At 54.7% G+C, this 15,607-nt stretch carries 19 protein-coding genes; 7 read left to right on the forward strand and 12 right to left on the reverse strand.

The annotated features are described in order from the left end of the window. Window positions 1-3 precede the first annotated feature (3 nt). Entirely contained in the window at window positions 4-1,812 is a 1,809-nt protein-coding gene (locus tag PVA01S_RS06660) for an EAL domain-containing protein (RefSeq protein WP_054800207.1), read from the forward strand. 111 nt (window positions 1,813-1,923) lie between these two features. Beyond that, window positions 1,924-3,063, forward strand: coding sequence for a phosphodiester glycosidase family protein (locus PVA01S_RS06665; protein ID WP_127606200.1), 1,140 nt, complete (start codon window positions 1,924-1,926; stop codon window positions 3,061-3,063). A gap of 401 nt (window positions 3,064-3,464) precedes the next feature. Here PVA01S_RS06665 and PVA01S_RS06670 read toward each other — a convergent pair whose 3' ends face one another. From PVA01S_RS06670 to PVA01S_RS06680, 3 genes are all read right to left on the reverse strand, one after another. Next, window positions 3,465-3,896, reverse strand: coding sequence for a YtxH domain-containing protein (locus tag PVA01S_RS06670; protein WP_127606202.1), 432 nt, complete (start codon window positions 3,894-3,896; stop codon window positions 3,465-3,467). A gap of 6 nt (window positions 3,897-3,902) precedes the next feature. Continuing rightward, window positions 3,903-4,346: a DUF948 domain-containing protein gene (locus PVA01S_RS06675; RefSeq protein ID WP_054800206.1), complete on the reverse strand. Its 444-nt coding sequence runs from the start codon at window positions 4,344-4,346 to the stop codon at window positions 3,903-3,905. 228 nt (window positions 4,347-4,574) lie between these two features. Further along, window positions 4,575-5,141 (reverse strand): FAD-dependent oxidoreductase, encoded by a 567-nt coding sequence (locus PVA01S_RS06680; RefSeq protein WP_127606327.1) that lies wholly within the window; start codon window positions 5,139-5,141, stop codon window positions 4,575-4,577. Window positions 5,142-5,400: 259 nt separating this feature from the next. On the opposite strand from PVA01S_RS06680, the gene PVA01S_RS06685 reads away from it, so the two are divergent. Together PVA01S_RS06685 and def are read left to right on the forward strand one after the other, a co-directional pair. Next, window positions 5,401-6,537: an LCP family protein gene (locus PVA01S_RS06685; protein WP_127606204.1), complete on the forward strand. Its 1,137-nt coding sequence runs from the start codon at window positions 5,401-5,403 to the stop codon at window positions 6,535-6,537. 83 nt (window positions 6,538-6,620) lie between these two features. Continuing rightward, window positions 6,621-7,139, forward strand: a complete 519-nt coding sequence (def, locus tag PVA01S_RS06690; protein ID WP_054797705.1) for a peptide deformylase — start codon at window positions 6,621-6,623, stop codon at window positions 7,137-7,139. A 206-nt stretch (window positions 7,140-7,345) separates the two neighbouring features. Here def and PVA01S_RS06695 read toward each other — a convergent pair whose 3' ends face one another. The 3 genes from PVA01S_RS06695 to thiD all read right to left on the reverse strand — a co-directional run bounded on the left by PVA01S_RS06695 (window position 7,346) and on the right by thiD (window position 9,601). After that, window positions 7,346-7,981: a helix-turn-helix transcriptional regulator gene (locus PVA01S_RS06695; RefSeq protein ID WP_054797704.1), complete on the reverse strand. Its 636-nt coding sequence runs from the start codon at window positions 7,979-7,981 to the stop codon at window positions 7,346-7,348. A gap of 238 nt (window positions 7,982-8,219) precedes the next feature. Then, window positions 8,220-8,660, reverse strand: a complete 441-nt coding sequence (locus PVA01S_RS06700; RefSeq protein WP_054797703.1) for a DUF86 domain-containing protein — start codon at window positions 8,658-8,660, stop codon at window positions 8,220-8,222. 128 nt (window positions 8,661-8,788) lie between these two features. Beyond that, on the reverse strand, window positions 8,789-9,601 hold the full coding sequence (thiD, locus tag PVA01S_RS06705; protein ID WP_127606206.1) for a bifunctional hydroxymethylpyrimidine kinase/phosphomethylpyrimidine kinase: 813 nt from the start codon (window positions 9,599-9,601) through the stop codon (window positions 8,789-8,791). A 196-nt stretch (window positions 9,602-9,797) separates the two neighbouring features. On the opposite strand from thiD, the gene PVA01S_RS06710 reads away from it, so the two are divergent. Then, window positions 9,798-10,454 carry a thiamine phosphate synthase gene (locus PVA01S_RS06710; RefSeq protein WP_127606208.1) on the forward strand — a complete coding sequence of 219 codons (657 nt, stop codon included), beginning with the start codon at window positions 9,798-9,800 and terminating at the stop codon, window positions 10,452-10,454. Then, window positions 10,451-11,620, forward strand: coding sequence for a glycine oxidase ThiO (thiO, locus tag PVA01S_RS06715; protein WP_127606210.1), 1,170 nt, complete (start codon window positions 10,451-10,453; stop codon window positions 11,618-11,620). Before PVA01S_RS06710 ends, thiO begins: the two co-directional genes overlap by 4 nt. On the opposite strand, the gene PVA01S_RS06720 is transcribed toward thiO, so the two are convergent. Continuing rightward, window positions 11,610-12,275 (reverse strand): tetratricopeptide repeat protein, encoded by a 666-nt coding sequence (locus tag PVA01S_RS06720; RefSeq protein WP_127606212.1) that lies wholly within the window; start codon window positions 12,273-12,275, stop codon window positions 11,610-11,612. The two genes, thiO and PVA01S_RS06720, sit on opposite strands and share 11 nt — an antisense overlap. Before the next feature lie 138 nt (window positions 12,276-12,413). On the opposite strand from PVA01S_RS06720, the gene PVA01S_RS06725 reads away from it, so the two are divergent. Further along, a complete protein-coding gene (locus PVA01S_RS06725) occupies window positions 12,414-12,719 on the forward strand; it encodes a hypothetical protein (protein WP_236595967.1) in 306 nt (101 codons plus the stop codon). A gap of 66 nt (window positions 12,720-12,785) precedes the next feature. Here the strand turns inward: PVA01S_RS06725 and PVA01S_RS06730 are convergent, their stop codons facing one another. The 5 genes from PVA01S_RS06730 to PVA01S_RS06745 form a co-directional block, all read right to left on the reverse strand. Further along, window positions 12,786-13,145: a hypothetical protein gene (locus PVA01S_RS06730; RefSeq protein WP_236595977.1), complete on the reverse strand. Its 360-nt coding sequence runs from the start codon at window positions 13,143-13,145 to the stop codon at window positions 12,786-12,788. Window positions 13,146-13,386: 241 nt separating this feature from the next. Next, window positions 13,387-13,755 (reverse strand): hypothetical protein, encoded by a 369-nt coding sequence (locus PVA01S_RS06735; protein ID WP_230876126.1) that lies wholly within the window; start codon window positions 13,753-13,755, stop codon window positions 13,387-13,389. A 77-nt stretch (window positions 13,756-13,832) separates the two neighbouring features. Next, window positions 13,833-14,123, reverse strand: a complete 291-nt coding sequence (locus PVA01S_RS06740) for an ROK family protein (protein WP_127606214.1) — start codon at window positions 14,121-14,123, stop codon at window positions 13,833-13,835. Beyond that, the gene (locus PVA01S_RS26500; RefSeq protein ID WP_164751754.1) at window positions 14,059-14,244 is read right to left on the reverse strand and encodes a hypothetical protein; all 186 of its coding nucleotides are present in this window, start codon (window positions 14,242-14,244) and stop codon (window positions 14,059-14,061) included. The genes PVA01S_RS06740 and PVA01S_RS26500 overlap by 65 nt, the downstream gene beginning before the upstream one ends. Window positions 14,245-14,366: 122 nt before the next feature. Then, entirely contained in the window at window positions 14,367-15,605 is a 1,239-nt protein-coding gene (locus PVA01S_RS06745) for an efflux RND transporter periplasmic adaptor subunit (protein WP_054797699.1), read from the reverse strand. Window positions 15,606-15,607 lie beyond the last annotated feature (2 nt).

Raw genomic sequence — 15,607 nt, forward strand, 5'->3', positions numbered from 1 at the left:
TGTATGCAGAAGATTCCCGTTACTCGCGACGGTAAGAGAGGGTCCGAGGTTTTCGTGGTCGATGCCGGCGATGTCATCAAAATTGACCGTGTGCGCGACCGTGAGATCATCATCCACACCAAAGACGAACAATATTACCTTGATTTCTCTTTTGACAACTTAGAAGAATGGCTATTCGAGGACGGATTTCGGCAGCTGGACAGCGCCAATATCGTAAATATGAACCACGTCCACGCCTATGATTACAAGCGCGGACAGGTTTATTTCAGCTCAGACCAAAGCAAGAACGCCAAGACTGCATCCGCGGCCAGGATCCATAAAGAGCATGTTGAGAATGCTATGAGACTTATCCAAACGGCAGAGAGCTCGAAAGCTGGGCAAAATCAACAACTCTACGAAGAGCTGTTCACGAAAATTGTCAGTGAAACGAACGATTACCAGCTGCTTCGCTCTTATGCAACGATTCGCTCCGTGAACGAGCGCAAACGTGCGGAAGAGAAAATCCTGCATATGGCTTACCACGACGCCTTAACCAATTTGCCTAACCGCCTTATGTTTGACGAAAAACTGAAAGCTTGCTTTGCGGAAGCGGAACGAACAGGCAGTATGATGGCCGTCATCTTTTTCGATCTTGACCGGTTTAAAGTCATTAACGATACGCTCGGTCATCATGTAGGAGACCAGCTCCTCCAAAGCTTGGCGCACAAGCTTCAGGTTTATGTTAAAGATAAAGATGTCGTCGCCCGTTTCGGTGGAGATGAATTCATCATACTGCTAACCAATGTCGTTCATATCGACGAAGCCGCCCAGTTTGCCAAAGGCATTCCCGATTTGTTGAAAGAACCGTTCGTTATTGAGGATCAAGAATTATTCGTAACGGCCAGCATCGGGATCAGCTTGTATCCGCACGATGGCACGGAAGTGGAAACCCTGCTCAAAAATGCGGACATCGCCATGTATCGCTCCAAAGAGAAAGGTGGGAATTCATACAACTATTACCATCCCGATATGAACAAGCGTTCGCTGCACAGGTTGAATATGGAAATCAATCTGCGCAAAGCGCTGGAGCGCGGAGAATTTCGCGTGTTCTATCAGCCTATCGTTAATCTTAAGAACGGTACGGTGTTCGGGATGGAGTCGCTCGTTCGTTGGATTCATCCGGAATGGGGCATGATTTCACCCGGCGAGTTCATTCCGCTGGCCGAGGAAACCGGTTTGATCGTGCCGATCGGCAATTGGGTGCTCAAACAAGCATGCATGCAGAACAAAGAATGGCAGCGTCAAGGCTATGCGCCGCTGGTCGTCTCTGTGAATATCTCCGCGATTCAGTTTCATCAGCTGAACTTCGTCCAAATCGTCATGGATGCCTTGGACGAATCGGGCCTCTCTCCTGACCTGCTCTGCCTTGAGATTACCGAGAATATCGCGATGAACAACGTCCCTTATATTCTTGACACGATGCAGAAGCTCAAATTGCTCGGCGTCCGTATTTCCATTGACGATTTCGGTACCGGCTATTCATCGCTAAGCTACTTGAAGCGATTCCGCGTCCATACGTTGAAGATCGACCAATCCTTTATCCGGGACGTCACTTCAGACGAAGACAATGCCGCTATCGTTACCGCCTTGATCGCCATGAGTCATCGGCTCAAGATCAAGTCGCTCGCCGAAGGCGTCGAGACGCAGGATCAGCTGGAGTTCCTCATCTCGCAGGGCTGCGATGAAATTCAAGGCTATGTCTTCAGCAAGCCGATGCCGGCAAGCGAATTTGAATATATGATTAAAGAAAATAAACAATTATATATAAACTGAGAAAAAAGTAGCAATTTATTGCAACTTTTTTCTTTTTTTTTCGTCGTAATGTAAAGGAAATCGTTTACAAGCTACAGAACGGTCCAAGATTGGAAGGAAAGGATTGGAGCCATGTCCGCGCGTATACCGAGCAGTCCCCGTGCACAGGCCGCGCCTGCCCCCGCCCTGAAAAAATCCCGAAAGCGCGCATCTTCTTTTCCGCTAACGTTGTTTTTTTACACGGTGTTTGTGCTGCTATTGTTTGGCATGCTGTTCAGCTGCTGGTTTTTCTTGACGAAGTCCGGCTCGAATCTTCGGTTTATGATGGCTGATACGTTAATTACGACCCAGCATCGCCACTGGGCGAAATATTTGATCGGCAGCGAGGAGCTGGATAGACGGGTAAACCGTTATTGGGCGCAGTTTGACATTTATTCCGGCGTCAAGGATGAAGGCTTGGTCAACGTCGGACCCAAAGCGTCAGATGACGTACTAACTCCCGAGAAACCGATCATAGAAGTTGAAGATATTCAAGGCACGAACTTTAAAGGCAAGCTGCTGATCGTCAGCGATCCGAAAGCGCTGCGAATCGCAGTCCCCGGAACGTCCGGCAAAGGGGAGAAAGTTTCCAGTATGGTGAAACGCCTCGGAGCTAAAGCCGGTGTGAATGCCGGCGGTTTTGTTGATCCCGAGTGGAAGGGCAACGGCTTTCAACCGACAGGTCTTGTCATGTCCGGGGGGAAAATTTACTACAACGACGGCAATATGAACACGCCGAACCACATCGTCGGCATCGATAAGGATGGACGTATGGTGGCGGGCAAATATTCGCCGAACGAGCTCATCAAGATGGGGGTTCAGGAAGCGGTCACCTTCGCTCCGAAGTTTATCGTGAACGGCGTCGGCTTGATCAAGAATCAAGCCGACGGCTGGGGGATCGCCCCGCGAACGGCGATGGCCCAGAAAGCGGACGGCACCATCATGTTCGCCATCATTGACGGTAGACAGCCTGCCCACAGCATAGGTGCCACGTTATACGACATTCAGAACATATTTTTGGATCATGGTGCAGTCACGGCGGCTAACTTGGACGGCGGCTCTTCCACTGTACTCGTTGTTGATAATAAAATCGTGAACAAGCCGTCAAGCGAGTATGGCGAACGGTACTTGCCTACAGCCTGGCTTGTATTTGACGGCGAGGCGGAGAATGTCAACATCAAGAACATATGGCAAGGTCTCGATCCTAGCAAGATCGATCCTTCTAAATGGTAGATCTTCATGTCCCCGTTACAAGTACACATTCTTTACACTGTCCAATCCGATGCAGCGAGCTATTCATACATTAGTTTTACCAGTCCGTATTCCGGACGTACGCTGCGGACAGCGGATGGCGACTGCGTAAGGTATACATCTTGGGGGAGGTGATGGGGATTCGTCTCTCGTCCCTTAGTCACTTCATTAGGTTTTATGACCACCTTCTGATGAAAGGAATAGGCGGGATCGTCCGCTATAGGTGATCTGATGGCAAGAATGGGTACAATCTTGCTTTTCTTCATTCTATTTATTCTATTAGTTATTGTACTCTGTACAATATGGGCCTACTAATCTTCCAGAAGAACCATGAGAAGGACTCGTGCCTAAAGCACGAGTCCTTTGTCGCGTTCCAATAGCGGTTACACCGTCATTTTGTCCGATACAGCTTCTTCCAGACTATCGGCTTCGGCTTCCAGCTCCGTTGTCGTAGCCGCGACCGGAGCATGAACCGCTTCGCTGGCGTCGCTGTCCTTCCTCCACGATTTGACTTCGTTACCGGCCACAACCGCGAGATTTTTCGCCCGGCCGGCCCATTCAGACGTTTGGCGTCCGATCGTTTTCGCCGTAGCGCTCGTTTTGTCAGATACGGTAATCGCCAGCTGTTTCGTTCTCTCCCCTACTTCTCCGGCCACCTGCTGTGATTTTTCACTTACTTGCTGATACCCTTCCGCCAAGTCGGTACGCAGCTCCCGCCCCGATTTCGGTGCAAACAATAATGCCGTAACCGCGCCTAACACACTGCCGACAACCGCGCCTACCAAGAAATTTTTGCCTTTGTTTTCGCTTGCCATGAGAAGTCACTCCTTCGATTTGGATTGTCTGGAAGCCTGGAAACGCGACGCGATAGCGAGACCTGCCATCGTCCACTCGATCAGTTCGTTTACGGTGTCTTGCCGGCTATGTACCGCCCGCTTAGCTTCCAATACCGTGTCCTCCACCGTTTGTGAAATGACTCCAATGGACCGTGTTACCCGCCGCACGGCTTCACCGGTTTCGTTCGCCGCCTGAAACCAGGCATCGACCGTATCCAGCTTATGCTGGAGATCGTCAATGAGCGTCACAGAAGCTTCGATGACCCTTTCCGACTCTTGCACCGTATGCAGCGCTTGCTTCTGCAGACGATCGATCGACGATTCCCCCAGCCGCAGCAGCGCATGGGTATAGAGCAAGAAGCGAATGAACGTTACCGAAACCGCCAAGAACGCGACCATACAAAACGCTAACCCCCATTGCCACCACATGGGCCCCACCTCCGCCGTTCGTTTCCGCTCCTAGACGAATGCCTATGAGATACTACAGTATAAGTAGGCGACTTTCGTTTTGACACTCTTTCCGCGAAAAAAGTCCAGGTCCGGGTGCTCCTCATGCATGGAAAGTTTGTTCGATCTACCCATGATCAGGTATAATAAAAAAGGACTTTGGGGCAAAAAAAAACGGCCTTTCGGCCGCTTTCTCCAATCGTTTATTGCTTAAGCTTTAAGCACGTCATGGTCGACATAACGTTCGCCGTTCAGCTCGCTGATGACATTGATCGCTACTTTTGCGCCGTCCCCGGCCGTTACGATCGTATGCACGCTGACGCCCGCAACCGTGCCTGCCGCCCAGATGCCCGCCACGCTTGTTCGACCGTCGGCCTGTGTATCGATGACCGTCTTGATGCGCGGCTCGGTACCCGGCTTCGTCCGGACGCCCACGCTCTCCGCTAATTCAACGGACAGGCCGGTTGCCAGAATAACGTGTTTGGCCTCGAAGCTGCCGCTTTCCGTCTCGACACGGAAACCGTCGCCGGCTTGCTCGAGCCGTACGGCTTTGGCTTGGACGAGCTCTGCGCCGAACTTGGCAGCTTGCTTTTTGCCGGTGTCCACCAAATCCGGTCCCGCAATTTCCGCTACACCATAATGATTCTCGATCCAAGCGCGTTTGGTGATGCTCTGATCGTTATCCACCAGTACCGTCTTCTTCCCAGCTTTCGCGGTAAATAACGCTGCGCTTGCTCCTGCCGGTCCTGCTCCGATAATCGCTACTTCATAAGACATCATCCATCTACTCCTCTTTCATGGGATCTACCCGCAGTCGCAGGCTGCACACTATTCATTCTTACCAAACTCAATATACTTTAGTTTAGTAAGATAGGCATATTTCCATTATCCCCCTACATTTACCACTTGTCAACTTGTGTGAATGTGAATGAGAACGGGTAACAAATGTAGAAAATTATACTTTTTTAAAACTTTTTCAGCCGCACGCGCGTCTAATCTTTGACTGTATTCGACAACTTGTCCGGGAGGAAATGGAATGCTGCCCCGCCAAAAAATAAAAAAAACAACTAAACGCAAAACGGTCCGCAATACGCTAATCTCCTTGGCTATCATCGGAGCCGGAGCTTTGACATACGCCGGTTACCTCCTATATAAAGCCGACACAGCCCTTGAGAACATGTCTCTGCCGAGCGGAAATTCAACAGCGCAAGCCGCCGCGCCGATAGTCGACGCTCAACTCATGAAGCCCATGAGCTTCCTGCTTGCGGGCGTGGACAGCCGCGACGGCAGCGGCGGGTCGATGAACACCGACGTGCTGATGTTAGTCAGTCTAAACCCTGAGCGACGTGCCGCCACTATCGTGTCCATACCGCGCGATCTGCAGATGAATCCGAAGGCGTATGGCTTGCCGAGTCATAAAGCCAATTATTATTACGCGTACTATAACAATCAGGACAAAGACACCGCACTGTCGAAGACCAAACAGCTGTACAGCAACATGTTCAACGTTCCAATCGATTACATGGCGGTCATCGATTTTGACGGGTTTCGCGAAGTCGTTGACGAATTGAACGGCATTGAAGTTAACGTCGATATGGATATGCGATACGTAGATACGGAAGACGGAACCGACATTAACCTGAAGAAGGGCTTGCAAACGCTGAGCGGCAAAGAAACGCTGGACTTCCTTCGTTACCGCAAATCGAATCGCGGCACCGATGAATCGTCTGATACGGCCCGCAACGAAAGACAGCAGCTCGTGCTCGACAAGCTGCTCTCCCAGATGACTTCGCTAGGCGGCATCACCCAATGGGGCGGTATTCTTGAGATTGCCGGCCGCAACGTCAAGACCGATATCCCCGTGGACACGCTGCGAAAGTTCATCTTATCGTTCCAGAAGCTGAAGCCGGAGCAGCTTGAATTTATTCATTTAGACGGGCGTTGGGACAGTCCGTATATTGTGCCGAAGGAAGAAGATCTTACCGCAGCCGTCGCCGCGCTCCGTACGCAGCTGGGGCTGCCGGCTCAAGATCCGTCATTCGCCACTGTTACCGGTTCCACTTACAATGCATGGCGTACGAAATTCGGCATCGATCCCGCTGTCACCAAATCGGCTGCGACGACGCAACGCACGGGCGGATCGAACACCCGGGAAGTGAATAAAGCTCGGTAACTGCATCCGGTGCTTACGCTCTTTTCCCAAGACACAAATATCGTGTATACTGGGCTTACCAACAATGGAAACAAGGTGAAGTCATGGCAGAGAAAATGATCCGCAATATCGGAGACCCGGTCTTGCGGGAGAAATGCAAGCCGATCGTCCAAGTCAATTCCAACGCTATTAAGCTGCTCGACGATCTGCGTGAAACCTTATACGCCGTACCCGGCCGCGCAGGCTTGGCAGCCCCGCAAATAGGTATACCGAAGCGCGCAGCCGTGCTGGACTGCGGAACCGGATTGATCGAGCTGATCAATCCCGAGATCATCGAACGCAAAGGCAGCCAGGAAGGCGCCGAGGGCTGCTTATCCATCCCGAACGTATATGGGTTTGTCACACGGGCCGCTTCCATCAAAGTAAAGACGTTGACCCGCAGCGGCGAGGAGGCTATCCTCGAAGCCGAAGGACATCTCGCGGTGTGTATGCAGCACGAAATCGATCATTTGGACGGGGTATTGTATATCGACCATGTGAAGCAGGGCGATTTGTACGACGAGTCGACGGATAAGCCGATGAACGTGTACGATTTGATTCGCCTGTCCAAGCAGGGCCAGTAGCAATCGATGAAGGGAAGCGGGGTCGGGTTTCGACCTCGCTTCCCTTCGTATTTTCCCCCAACGCTGATGAATGCCGCGGTCCATTTGCAGCGGCGGTCACGCGGCTGCCTTCTTTTTTTCCCAAGCCGCGAATGATTTGATGTATATGGCAAAAAAACCGTCCCATCCTGCGCGAACAGGATAGGGCGGTTTGGGTTTCATGATGATTAGTTCGGTTTAATGATATACGTGCACTTGCTGCCGCTCTTGGCCAAGCACTCGGTTCGTTCCACGTGCGCTTCTCCGCCCAGCAAATTGCGAAACATCGCCAATTCGCAGCTGCAAGCATGATTGTAATGATTAGCTACCTGGGCAATCGGACAGTTGTATTCCTGGAGCAAATAAGTACCGTCCTCTTGCTCCTCCAGCTCAACCATATACCCGTTCGCATTCTGAATATCCGCCAGCTCCAGCACCCGCTCGGTCAAAGGCTTGCCCGCCATCCGCTCCTCGTAACGACCGATCAGCCGATCCTTGCGGCGCTCGAATAGCAAGTTCACCTGCTCCTGACCGGAAACGGCTTCCAGCTCCTCCAACAAATCCAGGGTGAGAAACTGATATTTCTTAGGAAATAATTCGTCGGCCGCTGCCGATAACGAATATAAATGGGTCGGTCTGCCCATCGCTTGCCGAACCAGCCTCGATTCGATCAAGCTGTCCCGCTCCAACGTGTTCAGATGACGACGGACCGCCATCTCCGTTATTCCGAGCCGTTTCGACAAATCGCCGACACTCATAGAACCCTTGGTTTTCAATAAGGTGATGATGACTTTTCTAGTGGAAACATCAGGTTCTTGGTTCATCCGGTCTCACCATCCTTCGTACGCAGGTCGCCATTATTCGACAATTCGACAAATAAAATTCCACACGCCAATGAATACCCTCATTGTATACGAAATTACACGATAAGTAAATTAATATACTACTATGTATATAAAATCCTAATGGAGGAAAGCGTTCCCGCTTTACACAAAGAAGCGAAGCCGACGCGTCGGCTTCGCACTTATTCACCACGGATAATCGCTTACCTTCTCCTGCGGATTACAGCACTTCTTTGCGAATGAAAGCCGGTACGGCTTCTGCGAACGTTTCCAGCGCCTCAGGCAGCGCTTCGACTAGCGGATGTAAGCCATCCCGCACGATGTCCGCATAGTCTTGAGCCAGCAGCCGGCGAAGTTGTACGAGCGCCTTCAATGTCCCGGCCGTTGGAGCTTCAACAACGCCTTCTCCTTCCAAAATGTCCACGATGTCTTCATAACTGCTCGCATCGCGCATCATAAAAGCATCGATCAGCAAGCTGCCGATGTCCGTCACCGTTTCGATCGCCAAGTGAAGCGTGCGCTCCTGCGCCAAATGAAACAAGAGCGTTGCAGAAGCCGGGCCTGCAGTCGAATGAGCCTCCTGCAGTTCGCGGCAAGCTTGAATTAACGTCGGGATGAACGACAACCGAAGGTCGATTTGTTCTTGATTGACATAGTACATGGCTTATCCCCGCTTTTTCTTTTTCCATTTCGACCATAACAAGATGGCCGGGAACGAGACGATCAAAAGAACGATTAACAATACTGCCTGCATCAAGTATTCGTAGCTCATATCGGTCTCCTTCTGTGCTAGGCCCGGCCGGAGGCGTTCTCGCGGGAATAGGCCCAATGATTGGTCGGCCCGTGTCCACCGCCGATCCCCAACTCATCGCGAATGGCCAGCGTAATGAACCGTTTGGCCGTATGCGCCGCTTCCAGCAAGCTGCGTCCCTTCGCCAGTTCCGCACAGATCGCCGCCGAGAACGTACAGCCCGTTCCATGCGTATGACGCGTCTCATACCGCTGCGCAACGAGCAGATGAAACGTCTCGCCGTCGAACAGCACATCGGTCGGCTCGCCGCTTCGGTGCCCGCCCTTCACGATCGCCGCGCCGGCCCCGTGCTGCCGGACCAGCTGCCGCGCCGCTTCCTTCATATCGTCCAGTGAACCGATCGTCAATCCGGTCAGCACTTCGGCTTCCGGAATGTTCGGGGTGACGACGGCCGCGAGCGGCAGCAGCTTGTCCCGCAGCGCGTTCTGCGCGTTCGAAGCGAGCAGGCTGGCTCCGCCTTTGGCCACCATGACCGGGTCGACTACCAGCTTCGTTAAACCGGCTTTGCGGATGCACGAAGCGACCACCTCGATCACTTCCGGCTGCGACAGCATGCCGGTCTTGGCCGCATCCGCTCCGATATCGGATAAGACGGCGTCGATCTGCTTCTCGATCCCTTCTAGCGGAACATCGTATATGCCGTGAACCCCGAGCGTGTTTTGCGCGGTGATCGCCGTGACCGCAGACATGCCGAACACGTCGAGCATTTGGAACGTCTTCAAGTCCGCTTGAATCCCTGCGCCGCCGCCGCTGTCCGAACCGGCTATCGTTAACGCTTTATGTACCTTCATGACTCTTCAATCCTCTCCGCCCAATCCTTCCTATTAGTTTAGACCTCCGGGCCTTCCCTCGTCAAGGCTGTCATCCGAGCCGAAAAGCAAAGTTTTCGTGATCATTTTTTGACAAGTGGAACAAACGCTTTGACGCCGTAAAGCCCCAGCGTTATGATGAAACTACGATGAAAATTCGGAAAGGTTCGATTGCCCTATGCCGACGTACCCCTGCACGCACGAACTTCATTTGGTCACCACCGGCCGCCAAGAGCTGGAAGACGTTGCCGCTATCCTGCGGGACTGTCCGGTTGCGATGATCGACGTGCTGCACATCCGTGAGAAACACCGCTCCGCGCGCGAGCTCATTCGCTGGTACCGGACCCTCAAGCCGCTGCTGCCGCATACGGCCGTCCTGCTGAACGACCGCTTGGACGCGGCACTGGCTGTGCAAGCCGACGGCGTCCAGCTCGGCGGAGGCAGCTTGTCGCCGGACGAAGCGAGAGCGCTTGCGCCGCAGGGCATGCGGATCGGCCGCTCGGTCCACACACCGGAAGAGGCGGTCGAAGCCGCCCGGGGAGGGGCGGACTTCGTCCTCTACGGCCATGTCTACGAGAGCGGCTCGAAGCCGGGATTGGCGGGACGCGGCCTTGAAGCGCTGACGCACGCCGTACAAGCGTCGCCGATCCCTGTGATCGCCATCGGCGGCATCCGGCCGGAGCGCGCCGAAGAGGTGCTGGCGACGGGCGCAGCCGGAGTTGCGGTTTTGTCGGGCGTGTTCCTGCATGAGAAGCCCGGCGCGCAAATCGAGCTGTTCCGGCAAGCGATCGATCGGACGAAGCCATTGCAATTGCCAAGGAGAGGATTCCTATGACCACCGTCTCAAATTGTACCCCTGTTAGCCCGGACGCCCCTTCGGCGATTATCGTCGGAGGCGGCGTCATCGGAGCCGCCATCGCCTACGAGCTGGGCAAAGCGGGCTTCGCCTGCACGCTGCTTGATAAAGGAGGCTGGAGCCAGGAAGCTTCTACCGCCGCGGCCGGCATGCTGGGCGCGCAGGTGGAAATCCATCAGCCGGGACCATTCTACGAGCTGTGCCGCGCCAGCCAGCAGCTGTACCGCCCCTGGGCCGAAGAACTGGAAGCGTTGACGGGCATCACCCCGCAATATATACCGGAAGGCATCGTCAGAGCCGCATTAACCGAAGAGGATGAAACGGAACTGCGCAGCCGGCTAACGTGGATGTCCGATGCACGATGGATGAGCCCGGAGGAGATGCTGCAGCTCGAATCCGAGCTGACGCCTGCCGTCCGCGGCGGGTTGCTTCTGCATGCCGACCATCAAGTCCATCCGGTCTGGCTGGCCCGGACGCTGCGCGCCGCGCTCGTACGCCAAGGCTGCCGCATCCGCGAGTGGACCCCGGTCACCCGTCTGCTGACCGACTCCGGCAGCGGACGCGTGAACGGCGTCCATACGCCGGAAGGCGGGCTGACGGCCGACTTCGTCGTCCTGGCCGCCGGCGCCTGGAGCTCGTCGTTGACCGAACCGCTCGGCTTAACGCTGCCGATGTTCCCGGTCAAAGGCCAATGCCTGTCCGTGCGCACCGAAGCGCCGCTTATCCGCTCGACCGTCTTTACCAAAGGCTGTTATATCGTGCCGAAGAACGACGGCAGCTACATCATCGGCGCCACGCAAGAACAGGTCGGCTTCGATAAACGTGCCACAACCCGCGTCATTGCCGATCTGTACGACAAAGCGGCGGCGCTGCTGCCGCGGATAGCCGAAGCCGAATTCGTGAGCACCTGGGCCGGACTGCGTCCGGGCACGGAAGATGAGCTGCCGTTCCTCGGCGCCTGGGACGGCGCCCCGGGTCTGCTGCTCGCGACCGGCCATTACCGGAACGGCATTCTGCTCGCTCCGGTCACCGGCAAGCTGATCGCCCAGCTCGTGCAAGACCGTCCGACCGAAGTCGATCTCACGCCTTACTCGCCGGCAAGAGTCGCCGCGCCTCGGGCCGCTGCGGGCGCCATTACGATTTGAACCTGGCGAGCAGCGCCCAGCGCCGCTCGAAGCGACGTTTGTATTTGGGAAGCCCCCGGTACAGTTCCACCGTCTCCCGGAACGCACGGCGGGCTTCTTCTTCGCGCCCGAGCTCCTTATACAGCAGCCCGAGCCTGTAGTAGGCTTCGCAAGAAGAGGAATTCACTTCGCGGAATTTTTCCAGGTACCCGACTGCTTTCTCGGGATCGGTTGCGGCGTAAGCCTCGCCAAGCCGCAAATACGGCTCGCCGTACTTCACGCGTGGATTGATGTCCAGCGCCCGCCGGATTAAAGCTTCGCCGTCTTCCCGGTGGCCGCGCTTTAATTGGCAGATGCCCGATTCGCTGAGCACATCCGCCGAATCGTCCATGATGCGCCGTACATCTTCCAGCAGCTCGAAGGCAGCGTCGTACTTCTTCTGCTCCATATAAATACGGGCGATTTCCAGCTTCGTCGACGTGTGATGGGGACTCATGCGCAGCTCGTCGCGCAATCGGCTGAGCCGGCGGATTCGCTGCAGCGGCTTGAACAAGCTGGGCGTCAGCCCGATAAAGCGCCGCTCCAAGACGTATAGAACGATCAGGAGCACAAGGAGCGCTACGAACGGATTTCCTGTTAACCACCATAGTAAGGAAAAAATCAGAACTTTGCTCAAGAGGCATGCCTTCCTTTCGTCTATCGTGACCGCGCCGCATTCCGGAAAAAAGGATGGCGGCCGAGTCGCTTATAGCCGATTGTACCATAAGTTGTCAATGATTGTTACCATACGAACGAAGCAGGGGGACGACGCGATATGAATGAAAGCGCCGCAGTCAAATGGAGTAAAACAAGACAAATGGGCAAGGCCAAATATGTGATGTTTCGAGGCGTCTTGTTGTGGGGCGTTTCCCTGACCGTGCTGTTCACGGCGATAGAATGGATGACACAGCATACGATGCTTACGTCTTGGCTGACCGTTCGCCTGATCGTATTCGGGATTATCGGATTTCTCATCGCCAATGTCCGCTGGGACGGTCAGGAACGAGCTTACTTGGCCCGGACGAACCACCAACAAGGCAAGCCCGGGACCAAGTCGCCGAACAAACCGAAGCGCAAATAAACGCCATATAAAGCCCGGCAAAAAAAGGAGCACCCGTCGCCAAGACCGGTGCTCCTTCCTGTTCGTTCACGCTTCGACTTTGAGCTTCTTCGCTTCTTCCAGCATGCGGCGTACATCTGCCCGTACGGTGCCGAAGCTGAGCACCTGCTCCTTGAACGTTTCCCGGGCGCCCCAGTGCGTTTCGCCGTGCTTATCCTGAAACAGCGATTCGGTCACATCTACGTAAGCCGCATGCAGATCGTTATCATACCAATCGATATCGCTGTCAGCGTCCTTCTTCAACAGCATCACCATATCAAAATCGTTATCCTTCGAGTCTGAGAAAAGCGCCACATAGGTTGACTTTTCGCCTTCTACGGATACCTCCACATCGGCGCAAAGCCGATCGCTTCGCTCCAGCACGCGTTTGCATTCGGCATTCTTCACGTCGTGCAACGGCCATACCTCCCTTATGAGAGCCTTCGTCCTCAACAGTGTCCCACTGCCGGCCGCCCCTTATGCACAGCAAACAAAAAACCCGCAATCCGAGGATGGCGGGCGTCAAAGGAATATATATTTTAAAAAGGGGGTCTTCCTTAGTATAGCCGGGTTACATTAACGACCTGTTATAAACAGATTACAGTTTCGTTACAAGGTATCATTACAAGGGCCGGAGACGGGCCTGTTCTTAATCCTCATCGTCGAAATCGACATATTCCTCCCGGGGCGGATCGCCGCCTATTTTCTTCTTCATCGCCAGCTGTGCAAAAAACAAGAGCACTTCGTTGTTGACAAAGGATACCCCTAAGCCGAAAATGCCGAACATGCGGGCGAAGTGCTGCTCCGTTCCCGGGAATACCGACGCCCACCACCAGACGGCTGAAGCGGTAATCGCTATATTGACGGCCGAGCCTGCCAGGAAGGACAGCAGGAGAAGGCCTGTTTTCCACATCAATAAAATGCCGACAAGCCCCGTCAACACGAAGCCGGCTCCTATCACTACCCAAAATATCGTATCGTACGTCAAGGGTCGTTCACGCTCCCAAATCCGACTCATTCCAAACATCTCGCCTTCCCAAGGTTAACATGAAAGCGAAAGCGGGACAACCGTTTGCCGAATCTGTCTAAAAGTTGTCAAAAGCTTGCGGCAAGGCGGGGACGCCGCCAGTCGCTTCTCCCATCTACGTACATGCGCACGTCGTTGTTGACGAATACCGGCAGCCCGCCGAGCACCCGGCTCAAACGCGCCGCCAGCGGAAAGCCGCGCCAGCCGAGGTTGGCGGCAAAGACGCTCGTCCCCGTCACATGGTCAACGAAGCCCGGTACGCCGATGCCGATGCCGATGCCGATGCCGACGCCTTCAGGCGCCAAGCCGTCTCCTGCTGCAGGCGGACGATCGCTTCCGCCTGCACAGCACGACCCCATCCGCGCCCCCACGCTGCGCGTCCGTTGCGATTTTTACCAGGCTGACCGTGGCCCCCGTCTCGTTCGCAACGCCGATGACCATGTTCGTTCCACCAATACCGACACCTATGTAATGCTTCACCGGCTTCTCCCTCTGCTCTGATCTTGAAGTCTTCTTCTTCCGACCGGCGCTCCCTTCGCTCGGTTTTATCAAATTTCAGTTCATTTTATTGATGTTTTCAATCCAATACTTCAATCTCTTTCTCAATTGCGTATAACCGCTTTATCTTGATCCTTCAGACCCTGCTGACCGGATACGACCACCTGCTCGCCTTCCTTCAAGCCGCTCAACACCTCGCGGCCGTTATCCGAACTGCGCCCGAGCGTAACGCTCCGCTTCTCGACATGATCGCCGACCAACACGAACACGTAGTTGTCGACGCCTTCCTTCACTATGCCTGCGGACGGGACCGTGAGCGCTTGCCGGTTCCCGTCGTCGCCAAGCTGCAGCTTCACGCGCATCCCCGGCTTCAGCTTGCGGTCGGGATTCGGAGCGCTCAGCTCCAGCACGTACGTCTTGCTAGACGGACTCATGACATCGGCCAAGTAGGTTACGGTGCCGGTGAAGCTGTCGGCCGAGCCTTGAAGCGTGAACGTCACTTCCTTCCGGCCGGCTAATTGCTTGACCGCTTGATCGGTCACGTCGGCATGGATCTTGATCGGGTCCAGCTGCTGCACCACACCGGCGGCAAACCCTTGCGGCACCGTCATTCCCGGCTCGGGCGTCAATTCGGTCAATATGCCGCCGATCGGCGCCTTCACTTCCACATCGGCTAACGTATCCTCGATATCTTTCATCGACAGCTCAGCGCTCTGGAGTTGAATCCGCAGCGGCGCAAGCGGGTCGGTCGATTCGAGCCCCGCAAGCTGCTTCTGCGCCGTATCGAGGTCAAGTCGGGCCGCCTTCCATTGCGTCTCGATTTTGTCGACCTGCGCCTTCGTCGCCGTTCCCGCGTCGTAATCGTTCCTCACACTGTTGTACGACTTCTCGATATCGGCAATTTGCAGGCTCAGCTTCTCGACCGTATTGCGCAGCACCTGCTTGTTCGTCGATAACTCGGCTGCGTTCTTATCGAGCTGCGCTTGTAAATTTTCGCCGGATAGCCTCGTCTTCTCCAGATTGCGCTCCATATCGGAGGCATCGAGTCTGAACAACACGTCTCCGCGGTTGACGTTATCGCCTTTCTTCTTCAATACCTCGACGACGTCCCCGCCTAGCTTGGAGATGATGTTGAGCTGCGAGGATGCGACGATGTCGGCCTCCTGCTCCAGCTTGCCGTCGATCTCAGCCGTCGCCGCCCGCGCTACCGTGACGATCTTCGCTCCGTCCGATCCGGCGGAAGCGTTCGAGCAGCCCGCTGCGGCAGCTCCGGTCAGCAAGACCATGAGTACCGCCAGCATAGCTCGCGACGCGGCTTGTTTATGATTCGTTGATTGTGCCATCT

Source organism: Paenibacillus validus NBRC 15382 (genome assembly GCF_004000985.1).
In the GTDB taxonomy this organism is placed as follows: domain Bacteria; phylum Bacillota; class Bacilli; order Paenibacillales; family NBRC-103111; genus Paenibacillus_G; species Paenibacillus_G validus.